The sequence below is a fragment of the Micromonospora sp. BRA006-A genome (genome assembly GCF_033433935.1).
In the GTDB taxonomy this organism is placed as follows: Bacteria; Actinomycetota; Actinomycetes; order Mycobacteriales; family Micromonosporaceae; genus Micromonospora; species Micromonospora aurantiaca.
Genome location: NZ_JANCLW010000001.1, coordinates 580,241 through 605,338 on the forward strand (window position 1 = coordinate 580,241; position 25,098 = coordinate 605,338).

Here is a 25,098-nt window from a genome sequence, read left to right on the forward strand (position 1 = left end):
CGAGTTGTTGCAGCAGATCATCCAAACCGCGGCCGTGCTGGGAGGGCTTGACGACGACGCCGGCGCAGGCCGGTCAGCCTGCGGGACAACCGCCCGGCCAACCCCCTGTGCCTGAAGGACGTCGCCATCGGCCCCCAATGCGTAGAAGGCCCTGCGCCGCACGGGCGGCATCCGCTGCACCCCACTGAATGACGGCACCGTGAGCGCCGGACCGGTCGACGTGACGGTCAGTCGCTGACAACCGGCCGCCATCACCGGCTGGCCGTCTGGAGGCGGCCGGTGATCGTCCTCAGGCAGCGCCGACGTCGGTGGTGAAGGTCGCGAAGGCGAGCAGGCCGGAGTAGGCGGCCAGGCCGATGGTGAACCAGGTGAAGCTGGAGTGCCTTTCGGGGGCCAGTTCGTCGACGAAAATGTTGAGCAGGATCCCGCCACCCAGGAAGGCGGTGAGCACGTTCATCAGCACGCCGGTGGGCTGGACGGCGACCGCGGTCACCCAGCCGCCGGCGGCGCCGGCGACCAGGACGAGGCGCCACCCGGTGGTGAGGCTGACCGGGAAGTGCTCGGCCAGGACGCCGTCGGTGGCCAGCACGTGCAGCCCCATGGCGACGGCGAACAGCACCGCCGGCCCGAGCCCCGCGTCCAGCTTAGTCGCCAGGGTGTACGTGATCAGGCCGCTGTACAGGGCGAAGAAGCCGAGCTGGAACCCGAAGACCAGCCGGGTGGGCTCTTGCCGGCGCTGCTGCGAGCGGTGGGTGACACGTTCCAGGGCGTAGAACGTGAAGAAGCCGACCAGCGCGACGAGGAACAGCACGAATCCGCGGGCCGGGGTGGGCCTGATCTCCTCCTCCAGGACGTGGGCCACCGCCTGGTTGCCCTCCGCGAGGCGCGGCAGCAGATAGAGGAACACGTACGCGGCGGCGATGCCGCCACCGAGGGACGTCGCCGCGTGGGTGGGCACCGGCAGTCTCCGGCGGATGGCCGGCGCGAGAAGGTGCAGGGCTCCCAGCGCCACCGCCGCCGCCAGCGCCGCCCACAGGCCGCCCGCCCGAGTGAGCGTCACCGGGGCGGTGGGTTGCCGGCGGCCGGCTTGGAGCGCTGGAAGATGCCGAACAGCCAGAGCAGGGAGGGCGCCAGCAGCAGCGCTCCGACCGCGAGGACGGCGAGCACCGTGGCGAGCACGGTGGGATCACCGGCCGCCTCGGTGACGGTCAGGTCGGGCGGCAGCAGGTCTGGGTACTGGGCGGCGCCCCAGGCCCAGAGGACGGCCGCGACCGCGAGGGCCGCGGTCACCCGCACCGCCCGGTAGCGGCCGGTGGCGATCAGCACCAGCGACCCGAGCCCCGCGGCGAACGAGAGCAGCACCAAGGCGAGCGCCCGGCCCCGAAGATCGGCGAAAAGGTCCGGCGCGTCGGCGGCGACGACGGCCAGCCCGGCCGCCGCGCCGACGCCCACCACTATGCCGGTGACCAGGGCGCGGCGGCGGAACTGGGCCACCAGGTCGGCGGCACCGGCGCGGCGCGCGTCGTGGATGAGGTAGACCGCGGCGAGGTACGCGCACACGCCGATCGCGAGCAGTCCGCCGTAGATGGAGGTGGGATTGAGCCAGCTGCGCCAGATGTCACCCTCGGCGATGCCGGGTGGGACGCGACCGGAGGCGACTGCGCCGACGATCGAGCCGAGGAAGAACGGGGTGGCCACCGAGGAGAGCGCGAAGGTGGCGCCGTAGAGGCGTTGCTCGGTGAGGGTGTGACTGGCCTTGCGGAAGGCGAAGGCCGCGCCACGACCGATGATGCCCAGCGCGGCCAGGGTCAGCGGGATGTAAAGGGTGGAGGCGAACGCGGCGAACGCGGGCGGAAAGGTGGTCCAGAACAGGGTGATCACCAGGATCAGCCAGACGTGGTTGGCCTCCCACACCGGGCCGATCGAGTGCGCGATCAGTTCCCGGCGGGCTGCGCCGCGGCGCGCCCCGCCGGCGAGGAGGTCCCAGATCCCGGCGCCGAAGTCCGCGCCGGCGAGCAGGGTGTAGAGCGTCAGACCGGCCAGCAGCACCCCGAGCAGGACGTCGACGACGGTCATCGGCCGCTGTCCACCGGTTCGGGTACGCCCTCCTGCGGAGCGACCGGCTCGTCGCGGTGGCAGGCCATCCGCCACAGAACCGCGACGGTGGCGACGGTGAGCACCGCGTAGACGGCGGCGACCAGGGCCAGGCCGGTGGCCAGGCCCGGCGCCGGATTTACCGCCTCGGCGGTGCGCAGCACGCCGTACACGATCCAGGGTTGCCGCCCGACCTCGGTGACGACCCAGCCGGCCTCGACCGCGACGGCGGCGGCGACCCCGGACAGGGCGGCGGCCCGCAGGAACCACGGCGAGCGCGGCGGACCCCGACGCCGCCACCACGCAAGCGCCCACCAGGCGGAAAGCGCCACCAGCCCGAAGCCGATGGCCACCATCAGCTGGAACGCCCACTTGACCACCGTCACCGGTGGCTCCTGATCGTCGGGCACCTGGTCCAGGCCCATGACCACGGCGTCCGGATCCCACCTGGCCAGCAGCGACAGGGCGTTGGGCACCTCGACTGCGTACCGCAGTTCCCCGTCGACGTAGACGCCGCCGAGCGAGAGCGGCGCGCCGGCCTCGGTGCGGGCCAGCCCCTCCATCGCGGCGAGCTTGGTGGGCTGGTACTCCGCGACGAAGTGCGCCGCCCAGTCGCCGACCACGACCTGCACCGGGGAGAGCACCGCAGCAACGGTGAACGGGATGGCGAAGCCGAGCCGGTGGTAGCGGTCCCGGCGGCCGCGCAGCAGGGCCACCGCGTAGACGCTGGCGATGCCGAAGCCGGTCACCATGAACGCCGCGACGATCATGTGCAGGGTCTGCGGCGGCGTCGCCGGGTTGAACATCGCCTGCCACGGCCTGACGTCGGTGACCTCGCCGGAGACCAGGTCGAAGCCGCGGGGCTGGTTCATCCAGGCGTTTGCCGACACCACGAAGAACGCGGACGCCACGCCCGCGACACAGACCGGCAGTCCGGAGAGCAGGTGCACCCGGGGTGGCACCCGGTCCCAGGCGTACAGGTAGATCCCGACGAAGATGGCCTCGACGAAGAACGCGATGCCCTCCATCGCGAACGGCAGGCCGATCACGTCGCCGAAGCGGCCCATCAGGCCGGGCCAGAGCAGCCCCATCTCGAACGACAGGATGGTCCCCGACACCGCGCCGACCGCGAACAGCACGCCCATCGCCTTGGCCCAGCGGCGCGCCAGCCGGGTGAAGGTCGGGTCCCCGGTGCGCAGACCGCGCCACTCGGCGAAGACGGTGACCGCCGGCATGCCGACGCCGAACGAGGCGATCACGATGTGCCAGCCCAGGGACAGGGCCATCTGCACCCGCGCCGCCATGAGGTCTCCCGGGGCAGCGTCCTGGGCGAGCAGGTCAACCAGCATCGGGTTCCCCACCTTCGTTGCGTGTCAGCCCTATGGTGGTCTAACGGCCCGGCTGCTGGTCGGCAACGCGAATGCCGCATCCCGGGCGCGGAATCAGGGCTTGTACTCGCTGCGGGTGCGGGGCAGCCACTGCGGGTGCTTCTCCCGCAGGTAGCGAACCATCGCCTCGCGCAGGTCGCAGCGGAGGTCCCAGGCGCTCGGCCCGTCGGCGGCGGACGCCTGGATCTGGATGACGACGGTCTGCGGGTTGGCATCGACCATCTGAAGCACCCACTGGTGCCGGTCCCACAGCGGCGACGCCTCGATCAGGCGCTGCGCCTCGACGCGCAGGTCGTCCAGGTTGGCGGTGTGGTCGACGTGGATCTGGACCTTGCCGACCACCCGGGTCTCGTGTCGCGTCCAGTTCTGGAACGGGCGCTCGGTGAAGTAGGTCGTGGGCAGGATGAGCCGGCGGTCGTCCCAGAGCCGGATCACCACGTTAGTCAATTTCACCTCCTCGACGCGACCCCACTCGCCGTCGATGACGAGCACGTCACCGATGTAGAGGCCGTCCGCGAAGGCGACCTGGATGCCGGCGAAGGCGTTGCCCAGCGCGGTCCGGGCGGACAGGCCGATCACGGCGCCGATCACACCGGCCGAGGTGAGCACCGAGATGCCGAACAGGCGTATCGGCTCGAAGGTGGTCATGATCAGACCGATCGCGACGATCGTGACCGCCGTCGAGGTCAACCGTCGCACCGGCCGGATCTGGGTGCGAGTGCGGCGGATCCGACGGTCGGCCACCACCCCGGCCGGCAGCCGGCTGAACGCCACGATCTCGGCGACGTGCAGCCCCCTGACCACCAGCAAGGCGACGCTGCCGATCAGCAGCAACAGGATGGCGTGCCGGCCCTCGCGCAGCCACCGGCCCGGCCCTCCCGGCAGCGCGGCGTAGAGGCCAGCGAGTAGCAGAACGGCGGTCGTCGGGCGGCGGCAGGCCTGGCGCAGCGGCGCCAGCAGCCATTTGTAGCGACCATGGGCGATCCGGTTGACGAGTACGCCGCTGAGCACGTCCACCAGCACGGCCGCCGCCACCGCGGCCAGCATGATCACCGCTCGGCCCATCAGTTGCCGTTCACCGCGATACCGATGGTCATTACTTCCGCTCCCGTCCGGGTCGTCCCCACGGCAGCGTGTCACGAGACGGCCGATCGCCGGGCGTACATCGCGACCGGCCGAAGTCCCCCGGCGGCCGCGGCACGCGGCGCCGCCGCCCGGGGCTCGGGTGGCGAGGAGGTCGCCCGTGATCATCCGCGCTAGCCGAATCCGCCGTGGGAGGCAAAAACCAGGCCGCGGTGCACACCTGGTACCCGGCCAAGTTCGGCGGAGGTCCGGTGGCGCCGTTGCGGACCGTCGCCGATGCCATTGCCACCTGGCCCGAGTACGCCACCGCCGTGGCCGTACGCCTCGACGCGCATGACCAGATCACGGTATGCGCGCCCCACGGCCCCGACGATCTGCTCGATGGGGTGTGGCGGCGCAACCCGGCCAGGGCCAGCGCGGAGATCTCCCGGCGGCGACTCGCCCGCCACCGCCCCACCGAACGCTGGCCTGGTGTCCGCGTCGTGATGTGACCCGGCGCTCGAAGCCCGCTGCCCGAGTCGACCTGCTAATCGCTGCTTCGTCTGGTAACGGCCCGCCGGACCACGTCCCTTGCCGCAACGCATCGCGGTCCTCCATGAAGTGCGCCGCGGCGCGGCCCAGAACGATCGGCGATCAACGCGCCGCATCGCTCCCGGATGTCTGCGTGATCTGCTCCCGCGCGGGAACCGGTCGCAGTGAGACTCCCCGCCCCCGAGCGGTGTGCAGGTATTTCGTGCCTGTCGAGCGCTCGCCGAGCTTGCGCCGCAGACGGCACAGCAAGGCGTCGAGGGACGCCGCCGACGGCAGACCCTCTGCGCGGATCCTCGTCCGTAGCTGCGACCGTGGCACCACCCGGCCGGGGTGCTCCGCCAGATAGGCGAGAAGCTCGAACTCGGTACGCGTCAGCGCCACGGGCCGCCCGTCCACGGTGACGCTGCGACCTGCCACATCGATGCGAAGAGCGCCGACCTCGGACGGCGCCGGAGGCGGTGCCGGCGGAACCCGGCGAAGCAGAGCGCCGACGCAGGCGTCAACCACCGTGGGCGGACACGGCTTCGGCAGGAATCCGTCTGCGCCGGCGCGTAGCATGCGGACGACGTCGTCGTCGATGCCCCTGATGCTGTGTGCCAGAACCGGGCGGCGGGACGCGACACACAGCAGGCGCATCAGCAGCAGCCCGTCCACCGCCGGCACGACCGGGTCTACGATCACGACATCCGGCCTCCGGTGGGTGTGGCAGGTCAGGTCGGACAGCGTCCGCCCGCTCTCATGGAGGGCGATCTCGGTGACCAGATGACCGAAGCGCGTCAACTGATCGCCGAGTAGCCGCCGATAGCGATGGTCTTCGTCGATGAGCAAGATGGTCGCCATGGTTGCCGTCCGGTGTCTGAATCGTGAACACCTGGACGATCGCACGACCGGACCGCCCGCTTTCATGTCATGTGTCCATCACGTCGCCTGATCGATCCGACGACCCTCGACGCATCGCTCACAGGTTCCGGTAAGGCCCAGGCGGGCCACCCTGACCGCCCGCTGTGGACTCGTTGTGGCCGCCGGAGCCGCCTGGCTAGCGTCCACCCCCCAAGCATCCATCGAAGTGCGTCAGCGCCTTTGCTGGATCACACCCTCGCCCATGAGGAGAGAGCATGTCTGGACACCCATTGCGGCGAAGACTAGGTCAGCTGTTCGGCGCGCTCACCGCGCTGACGCTCGCCTGCGGCATCATCGCGCCGCCGGCCGCCGCGAACTCGGCGCGGCCCGTGCCACCCGGGCAGCAGGCCAGAAAGACCGATGCGGCACCGCCGGCAGCGGGCGATGCGACTGTTCGGGGCAAGGACCGGGTAGACCATGTGAGCGAGCAGGCGCTCCCCGTACACAAGCGCCCGCCGCAGCCGGCCGCGAAGGACGCCGCCCGCGTCGACTACGACCGCCCCGCAACCGCGAAGCGACGCGCTCGGCCGTCGGACGCCGGGTCTCGCGCTGCCGCTGCCGCCTGCAGCCCCGCAGACTTCACCGGCCGAACGGGATCGGCACTGGTCAGCCAGATCAAGGGATCCACTGTCGACTGCATCAACAGCCTGTTCAGCCTCTCCGGCAGCGATGCCTACAACGCCTTCCGCGAGGCGCAGATGGCAAGCGTCGCGTACGCCGTGCGGGACGGCTCGCCCGGCTACCCGGGTAACCCCTCCACCGGCATGCCCCAGCTCGTTCTCTACCTGCGGGCCGGCTACTACGTGCAGTGGTACGACACGAGCGTCGGAACGTACGGGCCGGCACTGCAGACCGCGATCCGCTCAGCGCTCGACGCCTTCTTCGCGAACGCACGCGCCTGGGACGTGACCGACGCCAACGGTGAAACCCTGGCGGAGGCGGTGACGCTCATCGACAGCGCACAGGAGAACGCCCGATACCTGTTCGTGGTGAACCGGCTCCTGACCGGCTTCAACTCGTCGTACACCTCGTCCTGGTACATGCTCAACGCGGTCAACAACGTCTACACGGTGCTGTTCCGAGGCCACCAGGTGCCCGCGTTCGTCTCCGCCGTGCAGGGCGACCGCACCGTGCTCGACAACCTGTACAACTTCGCCAACACCCACGCCGGTCTCCTCGGCACCGACAACGGCTACCTCACGTCGAACGCGGGCCGGGAACTCGGACGATTCCTGCAGCACGCCCCGCTCAAGCCCATCGCGCGGCCGATGGCGTCGGCGCTTCTCTCGCGAAGCAACATGACCGGCCCGACCGCGCCGCTCTGGGTCGGCGTCGCCGAGATGACCCAGGCATACGACGTCGCCAACTGCTCCTACTACACCACCTGCAACCTCTCCGCCCAGCTGACCAGCTCTGTCCTGACGATCAACTACACATGCAGCCCATCGATCAAGATCGTCGCGCAGGACATGACCTCGGCTGAACTGAGCCAGTCCTGCACCAGCCTGAAGGGCCAGGACGCCTACTTCCACAGCCTGGTCGGGGACAGCGGGCCGGTGGCAGGCGATGTCAACACCGACATCGAGGTTGTCGTCTTCAACTCGAGCACCGACTACCAGACCTACGCGGGCGCCATCTACGGCATCGATACGAACAACGGTGGTATGTACCTGGAGGGCAACCCGTCGGACCCCAGCAACCAGGCAAGGTTCATCGCCTACGAAGCCGAGTGGGTCCGGCCGGCCTTCCAGATCTGGAACCTCAACCACGAGTACACCCACTACCTCGATGGCCGGTTCAACATGTACGGCGACTTCAGCGCCAACATCACCACACCTACCATCTGGTGGATCGAAGGCTTCGCCGAGTACGTCTCCTACTCCTACCGGAACGTCACCTACACCAGCGCCCAGAACCAGGCGGGCAACCACACCTATGCGCTGCGCACGCTGTTCGACACCACCTACAACAACGACCAGACGCGCATCTACAACTGGGGCTACCTGGCCGTGCGGTACATGATGCAGTCCCATCGGCCGGACATGACGACAGTGCTCGGATACTACCGATCGGGGGCATTCAACGCCGCCCGCACGTACCTCACCAGCACCATCGGCTCGCGCTACGACGCCGACTTCGACGCCTGGCTGACGCGCTGCGCGGCAGGGGATTGCGGCGGGGGCACCACGCCGCCCCCGACCAACCAGCCGCCGTCCGCCTCGTTCATCGTGGCGACCAGTGGGCTCACCGCCACCTTCACCGACCGGTCCACGGACGCCGACGGCAGCATCGCCTCACGGCAGTGGGCCTTCGGGGACGGGAGCACCTCGTCGACCGTCAACCCCAGCAAGACCTACGCTGCGGCCGGCACCTACACCGTCTCGCTGACGGTCACCGACAACCAGGGAGCGACCGCGAGATCGTCCCAGACCATCTCGGTCACGACGGGCGGCGGCACCACCATGCCGGAATGCGGTGGCACTGACACGCGTACCCTCGACCGCGACTGCCAGCGCAGCGGACGCTCCGCGACCGCGGGCAACTACGACTACCTGTACATCTACCTGCCCGCCGGCGTCAGCACCCTCACCATTGCCGCAGCCGGCGGCACAGGCAACTGCGATCTCTACTACAGTCCGTCGAGTTGGGCCACCACCAGCAACGCCACCCGCTCCTCTGCCGGGGCCGGCAACACCGAGTCGCTGGCCATCCCCAGCCCGGCCGCCGGGTACCACTACATCAGCCTCTACGGGAAGACCGCCTGCTCCGGCGCCACGGTGAGCACGCGCTACTGAACCCCATGTGATGGGTATGAGCGCGCCGCCCGGCGGGAGTCGCCGGGCGGCGCGCCCGCCTGGCCTGTGGCCACCGGGCCGCCTGCGGTCGCGTGCATAATCTCGGTCATGGGCATCGATGTGCGCCACCTGCGGGCGATCAGTGCCATCGCCGAGGCCGGAAGCGTGACCGGCGCCGCCGCCCGCCTGGGTCTGTCGCAGCCCGCGCTGACGGCCCAGGTGCATCGGATCGAGAAGATGGTCGGTGGGCCGCTGTTCGTCCGAAGCCGTACCGGTATGCAACCGACCGAACTCGGCAAGCAGGTGCTCCAGCGCGCCCGCGTCGTGCTGGCCGAGGTCGACGCGCTCGTCGAGGACTTCGGCGACCGGCACCCCAATCCGGGCCTGCTCCGACTCGGCACCGTCCACATCGCCTGCGCGGGCAGTATCGTACGTCATGTCGCGGAAGCGTTCCCGGATCCGGAGATCGCGCTGCAGATCGAGCCGTCCTCGCGCCTGTTGGTGGAGGCACTCACCCGGGGCCAGTTGGATGCCGCGTTGCTGGGCATCCTTGAGGGCTTCGAGATGCCGATCGGTCCCACGCTCACCAGCCGGCCACTGATCCCCCGTTACCCGATCTTCGTCGCCATGTCCGCCTCCCACCCGCAGTCCCACCACGAGCAGGTGCGGCTGGCCGACCTGAGAAACGAATCGTGGGTGTGCCCGCCGGGGCCGGACGACGGCTCACTTGCCTCGCTGCGACGGGCCTGCCGCGCTGCAGGTTTCGAGCCGAAGATCCGGTACGAAGCGCCGAGTGGCGCCGCGCACCCACTGGTGGCCGCCGGAGACGGTGTCCGGCTGGTCGACCCGACCTGGGCCCCGGCCGCCGGGACTCGGGTGCTGCCGCTGCGCGGGGAGCCGCAGTTGCTGGCCAGGCTGATGGTCGTCTGGCGGCGCGATGCGCTGACCTCTGCACAGAGCAGCATCCTGTTCCAGGCCATCACCCGGGCCTACCTGGATCACGTCAACGACAACGCTGCCTTCGCCCGATGGTGGCGGGCCAACCCCCACGCCCATCCCGCAGCGTCGTAGCGATCCGACGGCGATATATAGGCATCAGCTATGGGCAGGATGATGTTGACGCGGTATATGCCGTCATCTAACCTGCGAATGGCCCACAACTACATAGACACCATTCGAACCTGCACGGGAGAGACTCCGTTCATTCGGAGCGCCGAAGGAGCAAACTCCCAAGAAACTCTCAGGCCCCATTACCGTGCAGGCGAGGTGACTCTGGAAAGCAGACGACCGTCGTCTCACCCACGGTGCAAGCCGCTGACGCAGCGGTGAAGCTCTCAGGTCAATGACAGAGCGGGAGGCAACCGACCGTTCGACGCCGCGTGCGTCGGGACGAGGAGCGCCCCCGTGCACCAGGATCCTGCGGCTCTGCTCCGCTCACCTCTGCATGCATCGCACATAGGACACGGAGCTCGATTCACCGACTTCAGCGGCTGGCGGATGCCCCTTCGCTACGGAAGTGAGCTCGCTGAGCACCGCGCCGTACGCGAACAGGCCGGCCTCTTCGATCTCAGCCACATGGGTCAGCTCGAGGTGTCGGGGCCGGAGGCCCCGGCAGCACTGGACTACGCTCTGGTCGGGCACCTGTCCGCCGTACCGATCGGCGGCGCGCGCTACACCATGCTCTGCGACGCCGCCGGCGGGGTGCTGGACGACCTCGTTGCCTATCGCCTCGCATCGCACCGGTACCTGCTGGTCGTCAACGCCATCAACACACGCGTCGTACATGAGGCCATCAGGACCCGTTGTGCGGACTACGCGGCCTGGGCCGCCGACCGCACGAACGAGCGGGCGATCATCGCGGTGCAGGGGCCGCGCGCCGCCCCCATCGTGGAAGCCCTGACCGGTACGGGACTCACCCGGCTCCGCTACTACACCGTAGCGCTACTGAACATCGACGGTCGGCCAGCCGTCGTGGCTCGTACCGGCTACACCGGCGAAGACGGCTTCGAACTGCTCGTACACGCCGAAGACGCGGTCCGCACGTGGGAAGCAGCGCTTGTGGCCGGTCGGCGTCACGGCTTGACGCCCACGGGGCTGGCGTGCCGCGACACCCTCCGCATCGAGGCTGGGATGCCGTTGTACGGCGCAGAGATCGGCCGTGACGTCACCCCGTTCGATGCCGGGCTGGGGCGGGTGGTGTCCTTCGTCAAACCAGGCGACTTCGTCGGACGAGCCGCGCTGGCCGAGGCCCACAAGAGCGGCGTCACCCGTCGGCTCGTCGGCCTCGTCGCGTCCGGGCAGAGAATTCCCCGAGCGGGCCAGCAGGTGGTGACGCTGACCGACGACGGCCATGGTGCTGATCCGGTCGGCCTCATCACAAGCGGCGCCCCGTCACCCACATTCAAACGACCGATCGCGATGGCCGGCATCCGTGCCGGCACCGGCGACAGCATCCGGCTGGCCGTGCAGATCCGGGGGACCACCGAGCCCGTCGAGATCGTCCCTCTTCCGTTCTACCGTCGTCCGCGGTGATCGCGGCCATTCCTTGCGAGGGTTCAGCGTCATGAACGTACCGGAACACCTGAAGTACAGCCTCAACCACGAGTGGGTCAACGACTCGGTTCAGCCGGCCGAAGTGGGCATCACCGCTTTCGCCGCCGAAGCGCTCGGTGATGTCATCTATGTGCAACTGCCCGAGCCGGGGAGCCACCTGACTGCCGGTGACGTGTGTGGAGAGGTCGAGTCCACGAAGTCGGTCGCGGAGCTGTACCTCCCGGTCAGCGGAGAGGTCGTCGCCGTCAACGAGGCGGTCATCGCCGATCCGGGCCTGATCGGCGTCGATCCGTACGGCAAAGGCTGGCTTCTGCGGGTCCGGTTGGCGCAGGTGCCTTCCCTGATGTCGCCGGACGAGTACCGCGCCTTCTCCAACGAGTCGCGGTAGGCCCCGATGGCAGCCTTCGACGATGATCTGGCCGACCTCGACCCCGTCGTCGCCGAGGCGATCGGCCGGGAGCTACGCCGCCAACACGAGACCTTGGGCATGATCGCCTCCGAGAATCTCGCGCCCCGAGCCGTGCTTCAGGCGCAGGGATCGGCCCTCACCAACAAGTACGCGGAGGGCTACCCGGGGCGGCGCTACTACAGCGGATGCGAGCATGTCGACGACATCGAGTGCCTGGCGATCGACCGGGCCAAGCGGCTGTTCGGTGCCACGTACGCGAACGTGCAGCCGCATTCCGGATCGCAGGCGAACGCCGCCGTGATGGCTGCTCTGCTCCAGCCGGGTGACACCATCCTCGGGCTCGACCTCGCTCACGGCGGTCATCTGACCCATGGCATGCGCATCAACTACTCGGGGCGGCTGTACCGGGCCGTGAGCTATCGCGTAGGCGCCGAAAACCACCTGATCGACATGGACGAGGTCGAAGAGCTGGCGCGCGAGCATCGGCCGAAGCTGCTCATCGCCGGCTGGTCGGCCTACCCTCGGACGCTCGATTTCGCCCGGTTCCGGCGGATCGCCGATCAGGTGGATGCATACCTGCTCGTGGACATGGCACATTTCGCCGGGTTGGTCGCGGCCGGTCTGCATCCCAACCCGGTGCCTCACGCCCATGTCGTCACCCTGACCACGCACAAGACCCTCGGCGGCCCCCGGGGCGGCACCATCCTCAGCGCGTACACCGATCTCGCGCGGAGGCTGGACTCTGCGGTCTTCCCGGGCCAGCAAGGTGGTCCGCTGGCGCATGTCGTGGCCGCGAAGGCGGTGGCCTTTCGGATCGCCGGAGAACCGCGGTTCCAGGATCAGCAGCGGCGTGCCCTGACCGGCGCGAAGATCGTTGCCGATCGTCTCGGCGCCGCCGAGGTCGCGAAGGCCGGCATCCGGGTGGTCAGCGGAGGCACCGACGTGCACCTGGTGCTGGTCGACCTGAGTCACGCGGATCTCGATGGCGCGCAGGCGGAGCGGCTGCTGCAAGGCGTCGGCATCACCGTCAACCGTAATGCCGTGCCGTTCGACCCCCGCCCGCCGATGGTGACCTCCGGGCTACGGATCGGCACCTCCGGTCTCGCCACCCGAGGATTCTCCGAAGCGGAGTTCATGGAGGTGGCCGACATCATCGCCGGTGCTCTGACTGGCAAGGAGGCTGACACGTCGCTACGCACGCGGGTGGCTCGCCTCGTCGATCGGTACCCCCTCCATCCCGGCCACACCTCCTGACCGTACGGGGAACCCGAGCTTCCGCGGGTGCTAGATCACTTCGTCACGCTCTGCTTCCTGAGGGCGACAACAGCCCCGAGAAAGGACCCCAATTGCCGAACAAGCTGTTGCTGATGGCGGCCGGCAGTCACCGACTCCGGAGAATCGTGGCCGGATCCCCCCTGACCCGGGGCGTGGTGCAACGATTCGTTGCCGGCGAGGTGAATGACGAGGCGATCGCAGTGGCGCGGCGCATCGTCGATTCCGGGATGCGGGTGACGATCGACCATCTCGGCGAAGGAACGACGACAGTCGAGCAGGCTGCCGCTGTACGGGACGCGTATCTCAGCCTGCTCTCCGCGATGCGGATGCCCGGTATGGCCGAGGTGTCGGTGAAACTGTCGGCGCTCGGTAGCGCGCTGCCCCACAACGGTCGCCGACACGCCTATCGGCTGACACGCGACATCTGTGCCGCTGCGGCTGCCGCCGACGCCACGGTGACCCTCGACATGGAGGATCACACCACGGTTGACCTGACGCTGGCCGTACTGGACGAACTGCGTACCGAATTTCCCTGGGTGGGCGTGGCGCTGCAGGCGTGCCTGCACCGTACCCCGGCGGACTGCCAGCGCCTCGCGTACGCAGGGAGCCGGGTGCGCCTGGTCAAGGGAGCCTACGCGGAGCCGGCGTCGGTGGCCTTTACGCGACGGCGTCAGATCGACGAGGCATTCGACAGGTGCCTGCGGATCCTGATGCAGGGCCAGGGCTATCCCATGGTGGCGACCCACGACCCCCGCCTGATCGACAGCGCCATCGGACTCGCCCGCGCCGGTGGCCGGAGCACCACCGACTTCGAGGTCCAGATGCTGTACGGCATCCGCGCGAACGAGCAGACGCGGCTTGCGGGGGAGGGGTACCGCGTACGGGTTTATCTGCCGTATGGACAGGACTGGTACGCGTATTTCACCCGCAGGCTTGCCGAGAAGCCCGCGAACCTGCTCCTCCTGGCTCGATCCTTCAAGCCGGGCGCCGCCGACTGAGCGCGACGCGGAGCTTCCGGCATCGTTCGCCGCGGACCAGGCAGCCATGGGCGGTCACGCGGAACCGAAGACCGTCGTCCGTGGCGATGACAGGAGCATTGCGCCGTGATCAGTGTTTTCGATCTTTTCAGCGTCGGTATCGGGCCGTCCAGCTCGCACACCGTCGGGCCGATGCGGGCCGCTCGTACGTTCGTGGCGGGCCTGAAGGCCGACGGGCAGCTCGCCGGTGTGGCGCGCGTACGGGCGGAGTTGTTCGGCTCGCTCGGGGCGACCGGGCACGGGCACGGCAGTGACCGGGCGGTGCTGCTGGGGCTGGAGGGCGAGGTCCCGGAGACTGTCGACACCGACTCGGTCGGGCCTCGGGTGGAGCGGATCCGCACGCAGCGGCGGCTCGACCTGTTCGGTAGCCAGGGGATCGACTTCGACCCGGACGCGGATCTGGTGCTGCATCGCCGGCGCTCGTTGCCGTATCACCCGAACGGGATGACGTTCGCGGCGTACGACGCGGCCGGGAACGAGGTGCGGACGCGCACGTACTACTCGGTGGGCGGCGGGTTCGTGGTGGACGAGGCGGCGGCCGGGGCGGACCGGATCAAGGCGGACACGACCCGGGTACGGCATCCGTTCCTGACCGGCGCGGAACTGCTGACCGTCACGTCCGAGACGGGTCTGTCGATCAGTGAGGTGATGCTCGCCAACGAGCTGGCCTGGCGTAGCGAGGCGGACGTGCGGGCGGGGCTGTTGGAGATCTGGCGGGTGATGCGCGAGTCTTGGTCGATTGCTGTCTTACCGGGAGCCTCGTCCTACCTGGACACCGGCCTCCCACACCGCCCGTGACCTGCGCCGTCACGATGAAAATGGCTCAATGGCTGATCGTTGACGATGTGCCGGCGGTGCGTCGTGGTGAGCTGACCGATGAGGCGTCGGCGGTGATCGCGCCGCTGCTACCGGAACCTGGCGGAGCTCGGGGGCGGTGGCGGAATCACCGCCAGGTCATCAACGGGATCTTGTGGAAGCTACGCACGGGTGCGCCGCTGGACCGCTGACGGGACATCGGATCCTGGCCGGGGCACAGGTGCATGACGACGGCACACCGGTGCAGTGGACGATCGGCATCGACTCGTCGATCGTGCGGACGCACCAGCATGCCGCTGGCGCCCGCCACAAGAGGGCTCCCCGACAAGTGCGGCCCCGCAAGCGACCGGAGGTGCTGATCGCGGACAAGGGCTATGCACATGACTCGACCCGCCGAGCCCTGCGACAACGCGGGATCCGGCACGTCATCCCGGAACGCAGCGACCAGGTCGCTCGCCGGGCCGCCAAGGGCAGCCACGGCGGGCGACCACCGGCCTTCGACAAGGTGATCTACAAGAAGCGCAACGTCGTGGAACGCTGCTTCAACCGGCTCAAGCAGTGGCGTGACCTGGCAACGCGATACGCCAAACGCGCATCCCTCTACCGAGCCGGCCTCGTCCTGATCGCTGCCGTCATCTGGCTCCCATGATCGACAGGACACGCCTTAGCCCGCTCGGCGCGCGCATACCTCGATGAAGTGCTTGCCGCGGACGTCAACGGTCCGCCGCTCATCGATCACCTCGAAGTCATGGGTCGCGAGGGCTCCGCGCAACTCCTCCCGTCGCCAGAACTTCTTGAAGCGCGGGGCAGAAAGGTGGTAGTCGTCCTTGACGCTCCAGCCTTGGGTGCTGACGGCCGATACGTTCGTGCAGACGGACAGGACGCCGCCGGGAGGGACGACGGCGCGGAATCTGCCGAAGAGGGCGCCTGCCTGAGCGGCGGGAAAGAGATGGATGAAGGCCTGCGCGAGAACGAGGTCGTACGTGTGCGGGAGCGGTAGGTCCAGGAAGTCCCCGACCAGCACCGTGCTCGACGGATTCCGCGCTTGCGCACGGCGTGCCATCTCCGGCGACAGGTCGAGCCCCGTCACGTCGAAACCCAGGCGGCGGAACTCGGCCATCGTCAGCCCCACACCGCATCCCACGTCCAGGATGCGGGAGCCCGGTGGTACGAGTGTGGCCAGGTGGCCGGCTCGCCGCACCGCCGACGGGGTGCGGACTTCGCTTCTGGACTCGTACTGGCCAGCCAGCGAGTCGTACACGTGTCGACTGCTCTCCCTGACCTCACGGTAATCGGACATGAGCCGTCCCTCCGGGTACCGCGACCGGCTGCAACCGCGCTGCTATGCCGAGGCTGATCAGATAGTCCCGGCAGGCCGCAGGCACCAGCGTGGTCCATGCCTCGTCGCCCGTCCTGATCAGGTGCCGGACCGCCGAGCCGGTGATGCGCTGGCGGTCGCGACGGAACAACACCTGGACGTTATAGCCAAGACTACGCAGAACTTCGATCTTGCGTACGTTCCAGTCGTCGCAGATCGTGGTGAAGGCGGTGACGGTGAAGGGTATGAAGCGGGCGAGCACCTCGGGCTGCTCGATCGGGAAAGGGTGCACCGCGAACGTCGTCCTGTCGATGCCCGCGGCGAGCAGCACCCGAGTGACGAGTTCCTTGCGTTCGGCGTACGTCAGGGGGTTGGCGGCGGGATCATGGCGATGGCTCCCCGCCCCGCTGGAGGGTTTCAGGCCATCGACATCCGGTTGGGTGATGCCCACGTGCAGGAAGTCGCACCGCTCGGCGGCCGCGAGCAGGTATTCCAGGTGCTCCATGTGGAGCACCTGGAATCGACCGTGGGCGAAACCCTCTCGATGCCGTTCCAGCTCGCGAGAGGGAACGACGCCCACTTCATCGGTAACCGCCACCGCCACCGCCGTGATCCAGATGACTCGCCAGGCGACCTACCGGAAGCCTTCGCCCGACGACGGAGGCTCATTTTGTGGGCGATCGATGCCGTGAGCAACCGTCGTGTCTGAAATCTGCGGCCACAAGCCCGACGGCGTTCCTCCCGGCCGGCGACGCCGTCAGGATCGGGTGGCGAGGTAGCGGTCCTCGTTCGGCATCAGAATCCACAGGACCAGGTAGACGATCACCTGCGTGCCGGGCAGCAGCAGCGACAGCAGGAACAGCAGCCGGACCATGCCGGCCGACATGCCGAACCGCTGCCCCAGGCCGGCGCAGACACCGGCGATCATGCGCCCCTGGCGGGGCCGGACCAGTTTGCGACTCATCGTCGTCTCCCACTTCTGCGGCGATCCGCCGCGCTGAATTCCACGGTAGAAAGGGGTACGCGCCGCGCCCTCAGCCCCGAGGAGGATCGGCGACCCGGGCACCCGTAGGTGCTTACCCCGGCCCCTCCCCACCAACGCACCCCGCTCCTGTTGCCTCCTCCCCGCTTCCTGCTCCGCTTACGCGATCTTGCAGTTGCTGCCCATGTTCTGCCCCATTCACACCCTTTCTGGGGGCCATAACTGCAAGATCGCGGGATTGGTGGGGTGGCGGGGCGTTCGGCTGGACTGCTGCGTCGAGCGCGTTCCGCCTTGCGAGACAGGTGTTCCGTGGAGTGGGATCAGTGGAGATCTTGGTACGAAAGGGCCCCTATGGGGGTCATTTGCTACCAAGATCTCGCCGGGGTCAGGCCTTAGCGCGTGAGAGCGGGGCGGGAGGGGGCGGACGGGGTGCCGGGTCGGGTATGTGGCGGAGTGGGGGCGGGTATTCACGGGGGCGAGGTAGGCTCGCCGGTCGGGCGCCCCCACCCCGGGCGCCGGCCGCCCACCCGCCCGGCGGGCGCGGCACCTACGCACCGGCTCGGATCCGCACAACGGGGACGACGGCGAGGAAACAGCAAATGATCAGTGTTTTCGATCTTTTCAGCGTCGGTATCGGGCCGTCCAGCTCGCACACCGTCGGGCCGATGCGGGCCGCTCGTACGTTCGTGGCGGGTCTGAAGGCCGACGGGCAGCTCGCTGACGTGGCGCGCGTACGGGCGGAGTTGTTCGGCTCGCTCGGGGCGACCGGTCACGGGCACGGCAGTGACCGGGCGGTGCTGCTGGGGCTGGAGGGCGAGGTCCCGGAGACTGTCGACACCGACTCGGTCGGGCCGCGCGTGGAGCGGATCCGCACCCAGCGGCGGCTCGACCTGTTCGGCAGCCAGGGGATCGACTTCGACCCGGACACGGATCTGGTGCTGCATCGCCGGCGCTCGTTGCCGTACCACCCGAACGGGATGACGTTCGCGGCGTACGACGCGGCCGGGAACGAGGTGCGGTCGCGCACGTACTACTCGGTGGGCGGCGGGTTCGTGGTGGACGAGGCGGCCGCCGGGGCGGACCGGATCAAGGCGGACACGACGCGGGTACGGCACCCGTTCCTCACCGGCGCGGAACTGCTCACTGTCACCTCGGAGACCGGTCTGTCGATCAGTGAGGTGATGCTCGCCAACGAGCTGGCCTGGCGTAGCGAGGCGGACGTGCGGGCGGGGCTGTTGGAGATCTGGCGGGTGATGCGCGAGTGCGTGGAGAGCGGCTGCACCCGTGACGGCGTACTGCCGGGTGGGTTGAAGGTCCGGCGGCGCGCGGCGGAGATGCGGCGCGGCCTGGAGGCGGAGACCGGCAGCGGGGATCCGTTGCGCGCGATGGACTGGGTGACGTTGTTCGCGCTGGCGGTCAACGAGGAGAACGCGGCCGGCGGGCGGGTGGTCACCGCGCCGACGAACGGGGCTGCCGGGATCATTCCGGCGGTGCTGCACTACTACACCCGGTTCGTGCCGGGTGCCTCCGAGGAGGGCGTGGTCCGGTTCCTGCTGGCGGCGGGCGCGATCGGTGTGCTGTTCAAGGAGAATGCGTCGATCTCCGGGGCCGAGGTGGGCTGTCAGGGCGAGGTGGGCTCGGCGTGCTCGATGGCCGCGGCCGGGCTGGCCGAGGCGCTCGGCGGTACGCCGGAGCAGGTGGAGAACGCCGCCGAGATCGGCATGGAGCACAACCTGGGGCTGACCTGCGATCCGGTGGGCGGCCTGGTGCAGATCCCGTGCATCGAGCGCAACGCGGTGGCGAGCATCAAGGCGATCACCGCGGCGCGGCTGGCGTTGCGGGGCGACGGGGTGCACCACGTGTCGCTGGACAAGGTCATCAAGACCATGCGGGAGACCGGCGCGGACATGAAGGTCAAGTACAAGGAGACCGCGCGGGGCGGGCTCGCCGTCAACGTGATCGAGTGCTGACCCCGTTGGGGTGATCCCGGCCCGCACCCGGCCCGGGAGCGCTACTGACAAAGCGACCATCATGCGGTGACGTCAGGCGTCGCGGCGCTCTGGTCCGCCCGCACCTCGCTGCGCATCCTGGTCCGCCGGGATCTCGCGGTAAAGTACCAGCAGTCGGTGCTGGGCTACTTCTGGTCGCTGATCGAGCCGCTCGGCATGGGCCTGATCTACTGGTTCGTCTTCGGCGTGCTCTACTCCGGCGCGACCCGGCGGCACCTGGGCGAGGCGGCCGGGTCGTACCCGCTGTTCCTGATCACCGGCATCTTCGCCTGGATGTGGGCGAGTTCGGCGCTGACCGAGGCCGCGAACGCGCTCACCGGGCAGTCCCGGCTGATCACCACGATGAACCTGCCCCGGCCGATCTTCCCGATCGGGCGGGTCGCCGGCCGGTTCGCCGAGTACCTGGCCGGGTTGCCGATCCTGGCCGCCGTCGCGGCGATCTACGCGAGCCAGGGGAGGATCCGCCCAGGCTGGAGCCTGCTCGCCCTGCCGCTGGCGGTGGCGGTGCAGTTCGTGCTGCTGGTGGGCCTGGCGCTGCTGCTGTCGGCGGGCAACGTGCTGATGCGCGACATCGAACGCACCATGCGGTTGGTCATCCGGCTGCTGTTCTATGCGACGCCGATCATCTACCCGCTCGATCTGATGCGGGAGTCGGGCATGCCGGGCTGGCTCAAGATCGGATACGAGCTGAACCCGCTGGTCGGGATCTTCCAGCTGCACCACGCGGTCTGGTATCCGGACGAGTTCCCCGACGCCCGGCTGCTCACGATCACGGTGTCCGGCAGCGTGCTGGTGCTGGCGCTGGGCTGGTGGGCGTTCCACCGCCTCGAACCGGCAGTGCTGAAGGAACTCTGAATGGCGCCGATCATCGAGGCGGACGGGCTCGGCATCCGGTTCGTCCGCAACCGGCGCCGTCAGCTGCGGCTGCGGGAGCTGATCGTGCACCGGGGTGCCCGCGACCCGGACGCGGGCCGGTTCTGGCCTTTGCGTGACCTGTCGTTCCGGGTCGAGCCGGGCGAGACGGTGGGCGTGGTGGGCCGCAACGGCACCGGCAAGAGCACGCTTCTGCGGCTGATCGCGGGTGTGCTCATCCCGGACGAGGGCTCGATCCGGGTGCACGGCCGGGTGGCGCCACTGCTCGAACTGTCCGCCGGGTTCTCCGGTGACCTGACCGGCCGGGAGAACCTCTACCTGGTGGGCGGGCTGCACGGGCTGTCGTCGGCGTACCTGCGGGAACACTTCGACGAGATCGTCTCGTTCGCCGGTGAGCAGGTGGAACGCGCCATCGACACGTCGGTGCGGCACTACTCGTCGGGGATGAAGGTACGGCTGGGCTTCGCGGTGATCGCGCACCTGCCGCACCCGGTGCTGCTTGTGGACGAGGTGACAGCGGTCGGGGACGCGGAGTTCCGCGCGAAGTGCTATGCGACCATCGAGCGACTTCTCGCGGAAGGGCGCACGCTGGTGCTGGTGTCACACAACGACAAGGACCTCACCCGGTTCTGCCGTCGGGGGCTGTACCTCGACGCCGGACGGCTGATCGTCGACGGGACGATCGACGAGGCGCTGGCCGCCTACGCCGACGCGGCGAAGCGGTGACGCTCGCGATCGTGCTCGCCGCCGAACCGGCGGCGGGCCACCTCACCGAACCCGGCCGACCTGCCGGGGAACCACTCACCGAGCGCCTGGCCGCGCAGTGGCGCCGGGCCGGGGCGGACGACGTGCGCATCGCCGCCGACCTTACCGAGCTGGCCGACCTGGTGGCCGGCGCGACCGGCCCGGTGCTGGTGAGCGGCGCTGACCTGGTGGCGCACACCGCCGTACTCAAGCACCTCGCGACCAGCCCGGTGGGGCCGACGGTGGCGCTGGTGCTCACCGATCCGCCCGCTGCCGGGCAGGCCACGGTGCGTGAGGAGCGCGGGCAGGTGGTCGAGGTCGGCGCCGCCGACGCGAGCGGCGTGTTCGGCGGCGCGCTGCGGGTCGGCGCGGCCGACCTGCCCGCGCTCGCCGACGCCGCCCGCCGCGCCGCGGGTGCCGTCCCCGACGTGCCGCCGTCCGACCTGGCCGCCCCGGCCGCGCCCGGCACCGCCGGGGGTGGGCCGCTGGGCGCGGTGGACCGGCTCGTGGCCGGCCTCGCCGCCCGCGGCACGCTGATCTTCGCCCATCGGGTACGTCTGCTCGTGGCGCACCGGGTCGGCGACGAGGCGCAGCGGGTGGCGGCCGAGTCGGCGGTGGCCGCCGTCGACGAGGACCGGGCCGAGTTGAAGCTGTCGGTGAAGGAGCGGGACGACTTCTTCACCACGTTCTTCGTCAGCACCTGGTCCCCCTACGTCACGAAGGCGGCGGCCCGGATCGGGATCGGCCCGACCGGGGTCACCATGGTCTCGGTGGCGTTCGCGGTGGCCGCGGCGGTGCTGTTCGGCGCCGGTGGGCGGCCCGCGCTGGTGGCCGGCGCGGTCCTGCTCTACCTGGGCTTCGTGCTGGACTGCGTGGACGGGCAGTTGGCCCGCTACACCCGGCACTTCAGCGCCTGGGGCGGCTGGCTGGACACGATGGCCGACCGGTTCAAGGAGTACGTGGTCTACGCCGGTCTCGGCTTCGGCGCCACGCACGCCGGATTCCGGTACGGCTGGGCGCTGGCGCTGGCCGCGATGACGTTGCAGACCGTGCGGCACATGACCGACACGTGGTACGGCGCGCTGCACGACGAGGCGGCCCGGCGGCCGAAGGTGGTGAGCGCCGACGCGGGCGGCATCGGCGGGAAGCTGAACGCCGCGTCGACGCGGGTGCAGGCGGACACCGGCTCGGTGTCGTACTGGCTGAAGCGCACTGTGGTGTTCCCGATCGGTGAGCGGTGGGCGCTGATCGCGATCGCCGCCGCGCTGTTCGGGCCGCTGGCGGCGCTGGTCGCGGTGCTGGTCTGGGGGACGCTGGCGTTCGCGTACACCGGGGGGTTGCGGACCTTGCGGGCGCGGTGGATGCGGGTGCCGGTGCTTACTACTGTGGACGCGGGTCTGCACCGCGACGACGGCCTGCTGGCGCGGACGCTGCCGACCGCGCGACGGCCGCTGCTGCTGGCGGTGCTCGGCGCGCTCGGCGCGGCGGGGACGCTGGTGTGGGCGTTGCTCGCGGTGCACGGCGGCGGCGACCTGCCGGTCTGGGTGCCGGTGCTCGCGCTGGTGCTGCTGCTGGGTGCCGCGCAGGCGTCGCGGTCGCCGCACGACGGGTCGCTGGACTGGCTGGTGCCTGCCGCGTTGCGGGCCGCCGAGTACCTGTTCGCCATCGCGGTCGGCGTGGCGGGCCGGGTGCCGGCCTGGCTGATCTTCGGGTACGTCCTGGTGCTCACGCTGCTGCACTACGACCTGACGGCCCGGCTGGAGAAGCGGCAGTCGGGGCCGCCGCTGCACGCGGCCACGCTCGGCTGGCCGGGGCGGTCGCTGCTGCTGGCAATCGGGCTGATCGCCGGATATGCGAGTATCGCTCTGGCTACACTCGGTGCGTACCTTCTCGTGGTTTTTGTCGCGAGCGTGGTCCTCGCCTGGGTGGTCCTGCCGGCCCGCGCCCGTGGGGGTGTGCGCTCGCCGGGCTGACGGAGGGCGGGCCGGGGTGACCTTGATCAGCTTCGTCGTGCCGGCCTTCAAGGTGCAGGGCTACCTGCGGGAATGTCTCGACTCGATCCTCGACCAGCCGTTCGGCGACATCGAGGTGATCGGGGTCGACGACGCCTCCCCGGACGACAGCGGCGAGATCCTGGCCGAGTACGCGCTGCGCGACCCCCGGGTCCGCCCGGTACGCCTCGCCGAGAACGTCGGGCTCGGTCCGGCCCGCAACATCGGGCTGGACCGGGCCGTCGGCGAATACGTGTGGTTCGTCGACGGGGACGACTGGCTGGTGCCCGGCTGCCTGCCGCACGTCGCGGACCGGCTCCGCGACACCGCGCCGGACGTGCTGATCGTCGACCACGTCCGGGCGCACTGGAACAACATCGGCACCCGCAGCGCGATGCGTGACGTGTTCCCCGACCCGCCCGGCGCCACGACGTTCACGCTGCGGGACCGGCCGGAGACGCTGAAGCTGCTGCACACCGCGTGGAACCGGGTGGTGCGCCGGGAGTTCCTGCTCGAACGCGGGCTGCGTTTCGAGCCGGGCTGGTACGAGGACGTCTCGTTCAGCTATCCGGCGCTGATGGCGGCCGGGCGGATCGGCGTACTCGACCGGATCTGCCTGAACTACCGGCAGCGCCGCACCGGCGCGATCACGAAGACCCGGGGGGACCGGCACTTCGAGGTCTTCGCCCAGTGGCACCGCGTGTTCGGGCTGATGGACCGCTGGCACGTGACCGGGCTGCGACCGGCCGTCTTCGAGCGGATGATCTGGCACTACCTCACGGTGCTCGGCAACGGCGCCCGGATCGCGCCCGAGCTGCGGGCACCGTTCTTCGCCCAGATGCACGCCGACTACGTGCGGTTCCTGCCGCCCGAGGGCTACCCGGTCCCGCCCGGCCCGGAAGGGCTCAAGCACCGGCTGGTGGCGGCCGGGCGCTGGCGGACGTTCAGCGCGTTGCGCGAGGCGCACCAGGCGGGGGAGACGGCCCGGCGTACCGCGCGGCGGGCGCGGCGACGGGTGACGCCGGTGGTGCGGCGTACCGCCCGGCGGGCCCGTGACCTGGCACTGGGCGAGTACTACCGGGCCGAGCTGCACCGGCCGATCGACCCGACGCTCGCCGTGTACGCGGCCTACTGGTACCGGGGCTACTCGTGCAACCCGGCGGCGATCTACGAGGCGGCCCGACGGCTCGCGCCGCAGGTGCGCGGCGTGTGGATCGTCCGCCGCGACCGGGTGGCCACGTTGCCACCGGGCGTCGAGTACGTGGTGGCCGGCAGCCGCGAGTACCACCGCGTGCTGGCCCGCGCCCGCTGGCTCGTCAACAACGTCAACTTCCCGGACTTCGTCCGCAAGCGGCCCGGCTCGGTGCACGTGCAGACCCACCACGGCACGCCGGTGAAGGTGATGGGCCTGGACCAGCAGCGCTACCCGGTGGGCGCGATGGGGATGAACTTCGCCGGCCTGCTGCGCCGCGTCGACCGCTGGGACTACAGCATCACCTCGAACAGCTTCTCCACGCAGATGTGGGAGCGGGCGTACCCGGCGGACTACACCACGCTCGAGGTCGGCTACCCGCGCAACGACCGGCTGGCACTGGCCACCGCCGAGGACCGCGGCCAGGTCCGCGCCGCGCTGGGCATCGCACCCGACGAGTACGTGGTGCTCTACGCGCCGACGCACCGCGAGCACCTGCCCGGGTGGCGGCCGCCGTTCGACCCGGACCGGATGCTCGACGTGCTCGGGCCCCGGGGCCGGCTGCTGATGCGCAGCCACTACTTCCACGACCGGGAGCGGCATCCCCGGGGACCGGCGGCGGGCGGCGTGCTGGACGTGAGCGCGTACGAGCGGGTGGAGGACCTCTACCTGGCGGCGGACGTGCTGGTCACCGACTATTCCTCGGCGATGTTCGACTACGCGGTGCTGGACCGGCCGATAGTGGTCTACGCGCCGGACTGGGACGCCTACCGGGTGGCCCGGGGCGTCTACTTCGACCTCCTGGCCGAGCCGCCGGGCACCGTCGCGCTGGACTTCCCCGGGCTGCTCGACGTGTTCCGTTCCGGCGCGGTCGACGACGAGGCGGCCGAGTCGGCCCGGGCGGCGTTCCGGTCGCGGTTCTGCACGCTCGACGACGGGCACGCCGCCGAGCGCGTGGTACGCCGGGTGTTCCTCGGCGAAACGCCGTAAAAGTGGTTACCGGCAGGTCACTTAACTGCGGGGCCCGGCGAATACCGCTTAATAGGACTGTCACGAGCCGAACATGGCACGTTTACCCGATGTGCGAATCAGATGATCCTGGTCACAG

At 69.8% G+C, this 25,098-nt stretch carries 20 protein-coding genes, 2 pseudogenes and 1 riboswitch; of the genes and pseudogenes, 14 read left to right on the forward strand and 8 right to left on the reverse strand.

Annotation, left to right across the window (positions count from 1 at the left end):
* Nucleotides 1-289: 289 nt before the first annotated feature.
* The 4 genes from NMK34_RS02900 to NMK34_RS02915 form a co-directional block, all read right to left on the reverse strand.
* The gene (locus tag NMK34_RS02900; RefSeq protein WP_047892987.1) at nucleotides 290-1,060 is read right to left on the reverse strand and encodes a hypothetical protein; all 771 of its coding nucleotides are present in this window, start codon (nucleotides 1,058-1,060) and stop codon (nucleotides 290-292) included.
* Nucleotides 1,057-2,076 (reverse strand): cytochrome d ubiquinol oxidase subunit II, encoded by a 1,020-nt coding sequence (locus NMK34_RS02905; protein ID WP_030275000.1) that lies wholly within the window; start codon nucleotides 2,074-2,076, stop codon nucleotides 1,057-1,059. The genes NMK34_RS02900 and NMK34_RS02905 overlap by 4 nt, the downstream gene beginning before the upstream one ends.
* Nucleotides 2,073-3,443: a cytochrome ubiquinol oxidase subunit I gene (locus tag NMK34_RS02910; RefSeq protein ID WP_123111532.1), complete on the reverse strand. Its 1,371-nt coding sequence runs from the start codon at nucleotides 3,441-3,443 to the stop codon at nucleotides 2,073-2,075. The genes NMK34_RS02905 and NMK34_RS02910 overlap by 4 nt, the downstream gene beginning before the upstream one ends.
* Nucleotides 3,444-3,536: 93 nt before the next feature.
* On the reverse strand, nucleotides 3,537-4,547 hold the full coding sequence (locus NMK34_RS02915) for a mechanosensitive ion channel family protein (RefSeq protein WP_041784248.1): 1,011 nt from the start codon (nucleotides 4,545-4,547) through the stop codon (nucleotides 3,537-3,539).
* Nucleotides 4,548-4,753: 206 nt separating this feature from the next.
* On the opposite strand from NMK34_RS02915, the gene NMK34_RS02920 reads away from it, so the two are divergent.
* Complete coding sequence (locus NMK34_RS02920) at nucleotides 4,754-5,056, forward strand: nucleotidyltransferase family protein (RefSeq protein ID WP_082931039.1); 303 nt, start codon at nucleotides 4,754-4,756, stop codon at nucleotides 5,054-5,056.
* Between the two features lie 142 nt (nucleotides 5,057-5,198).
* Here NMK34_RS02920 and NMK34_RS02925 read toward each other — a convergent pair whose 3' ends face one another.
* Nucleotides 5,199-5,936: a response regulator transcription factor gene (locus tag NMK34_RS02925; protein WP_318332089.1), complete on the reverse strand. Its 738-nt coding sequence runs from the start codon at nucleotides 5,934-5,936 to the stop codon at nucleotides 5,199-5,201.
* Nucleotides 5,937-6,211: 275 nt separating this feature from the next.
* Between NMK34_RS02925 and NMK34_RS02930 the strand changes: the two genes are divergently transcribed.
* From NMK34_RS02930 to NMK34_RS02965, 8 genes and pseudogenes are all read left to right on the forward strand, one after another.
* Complete coding sequence (locus tag NMK34_RS02930) at nucleotides 6,212-8,791, forward strand: collagenase (protein ID WP_318332090.1); 2,580 nt, start codon at nucleotides 6,212-6,214, stop codon at nucleotides 8,789-8,791.
* A gap of 108 nt (nucleotides 8,792-8,899) precedes the next feature.
* Nucleotides 8,900-9,862 (forward strand): LysR family transcriptional regulator, encoded by a 963-nt coding sequence (locus NMK34_RS02935; protein ID WP_318332091.1) that lies wholly within the window; start codon nucleotides 8,900-8,902, stop codon nucleotides 9,860-9,862.
* Between the two features lie 105 nt (nucleotides 9,863-9,967).
* Nucleotides 9,968-10,057: riboswitch (glycine riboswitch) on the forward strand.
* 138 nt (nucleotides 10,058-10,195) lie between these two features.
* The gene (gene gcvT, locus NMK34_RS02940; RefSeq protein WP_318332092.1) at nucleotides 10,196-11,323 is read left to right on the forward strand and encodes a glycine cleavage system aminomethyltransferase GcvT; all 1,128 of its coding nucleotides are present in this window, start codon (nucleotides 10,196-10,198) and stop codon (nucleotides 11,321-11,323) included.
* 31 nt (nucleotides 11,324-11,354) lie between these two features.
* Nucleotides 11,355-11,732, forward strand: a complete 378-nt coding sequence (gcvH, locus tag NMK34_RS02945) for a glycine cleavage system protein GcvH (RefSeq protein ID WP_128138908.1) — start codon at nucleotides 11,355-11,357, stop codon at nucleotides 11,730-11,732.
* A gap of 6 nt (nucleotides 11,733-11,738) precedes the next feature.
* Nucleotides 11,739-13,007 carry a serine hydroxymethyltransferase gene (gene glyA, locus NMK34_RS02950; protein WP_318332093.1) on the forward strand — a complete coding sequence of 423 codons (1,269 nt, stop codon included), beginning with the start codon at nucleotides 11,739-11,741 and terminating at the stop codon, nucleotides 13,005-13,007.
* Nucleotides 13,008-13,099: 92 nt separating this feature from the next.
* Nucleotides 13,100-14,026: a proline dehydrogenase family protein gene (locus tag NMK34_RS02955; protein WP_151012858.1), complete on the forward strand. Its 927-nt coding sequence runs from the start codon at nucleotides 13,100-13,102 to the stop codon at nucleotides 14,024-14,026.
* A 105-nt stretch (nucleotides 14,027-14,131) separates the two neighbouring features.
* Nucleotides 14,132-14,794, forward strand: a pseudogene (locus tag NMK34_RS02960) (serine dehydratase beta chain); the annotation flags it as partial.
* 125 nt (nucleotides 14,795-14,919) lie between these two features.
* Nucleotides 14,920-15,530 (forward strand): annotated as a pseudogene (locus NMK34_RS02965) (transposase).
* 15 nt (nucleotides 15,531-15,545) lie between these two features.
* On the opposite strand, the gene NMK34_RS02970 reads toward NMK34_RS02965, so the two are convergent.
* The 3 genes from NMK34_RS02970 to NMK34_RS02980 all read right to left on the reverse strand — a co-directional run bounded on the left by NMK34_RS02970 (nucleotide 15,546) and on the right by NMK34_RS02980 (nucleotide 17,163).
* Complete coding sequence (locus NMK34_RS02970; RefSeq protein WP_318332094.1) at nucleotides 15,546-16,142, reverse strand: class I SAM-dependent methyltransferase; 597 nt, start codon at nucleotides 16,140-16,142, stop codon at nucleotides 15,546-15,548.
* 22 nt (nucleotides 16,143-16,164) lie between these two features.
* Nucleotides 16,165-16,704, reverse strand: coding sequence for a nicotinate-nucleotide adenylyltransferase (locus NMK34_RS02975; RefSeq protein ID WP_318332095.1), 540 nt, complete (start codon nucleotides 16,702-16,704; stop codon nucleotides 16,165-16,167).
* A gap of 252 nt (nucleotides 16,705-16,956) precedes the next feature.
* The gene (locus NMK34_RS02980) at nucleotides 16,957-17,163 is read right to left on the reverse strand and encodes a PspC domain-containing protein (RefSeq protein ID WP_318332096.1); all 207 of its coding nucleotides are present in this window, start codon (nucleotides 17,161-17,163) and stop codon (nucleotides 16,957-16,959) included.
* Nucleotides 17,164-17,780: 617 nt separating this feature from the next.
* Here NMK34_RS02980 and NMK34_RS02985 point away from each other — a divergent pair.
* From NMK34_RS02985 to NMK34_RS03005, 5 genes are all read left to right on the forward strand, one after another.
* Nucleotides 17,781-19,151, forward strand: a complete 1,371-nt coding sequence (locus NMK34_RS02985) for an L-serine ammonia-lyase (protein ID WP_318332097.1) — start codon at nucleotides 17,781-17,783, stop codon at nucleotides 19,149-19,151.
* Between the two features lie 66 nt (nucleotides 19,152-19,217).
* Nucleotides 19,218-20,045 carry an ABC transporter permease gene (locus tag NMK34_RS02990; RefSeq protein WP_318332098.1) on the forward strand — a complete coding sequence of 276 codons (828 nt, stop codon included), beginning with the start codon at nucleotides 19,218-19,220 and terminating at the stop codon, nucleotides 20,043-20,045.
* Nucleotides 20,046-20,789, forward strand: coding sequence for an ABC transporter ATP-binding protein (locus NMK34_RS02995; RefSeq protein ID WP_013283732.1), 744 nt, complete (start codon nucleotides 20,046-20,048; stop codon nucleotides 20,787-20,789).
* Nucleotides 20,786-22,780 (forward strand): DUF5941 domain-containing protein, encoded by a 1,995-nt coding sequence (locus NMK34_RS03000; RefSeq protein ID WP_412098846.1) that lies wholly within the window; start codon nucleotides 20,786-20,788, stop codon nucleotides 22,778-22,780. The genes NMK34_RS02995 and NMK34_RS03000 overlap by 4 nt, the downstream gene beginning before the upstream one ends.
* Nucleotides 22,781-22,796: 16 nt before the next feature.
* The gene (locus NMK34_RS03005; RefSeq protein WP_318332099.1) at nucleotides 22,797-24,980 is read left to right on the forward strand and encodes a bifunctional glycosyltransferase family 2 protein/CDP-glycerol:glycerophosphate glycerophosphotransferase; all 2,184 of its coding nucleotides are present in this window, start codon (nucleotides 22,797-22,799) and stop codon (nucleotides 24,978-24,980) included.
* Nucleotides 24,981-25,098: the final 118 nt, after the last annotated feature.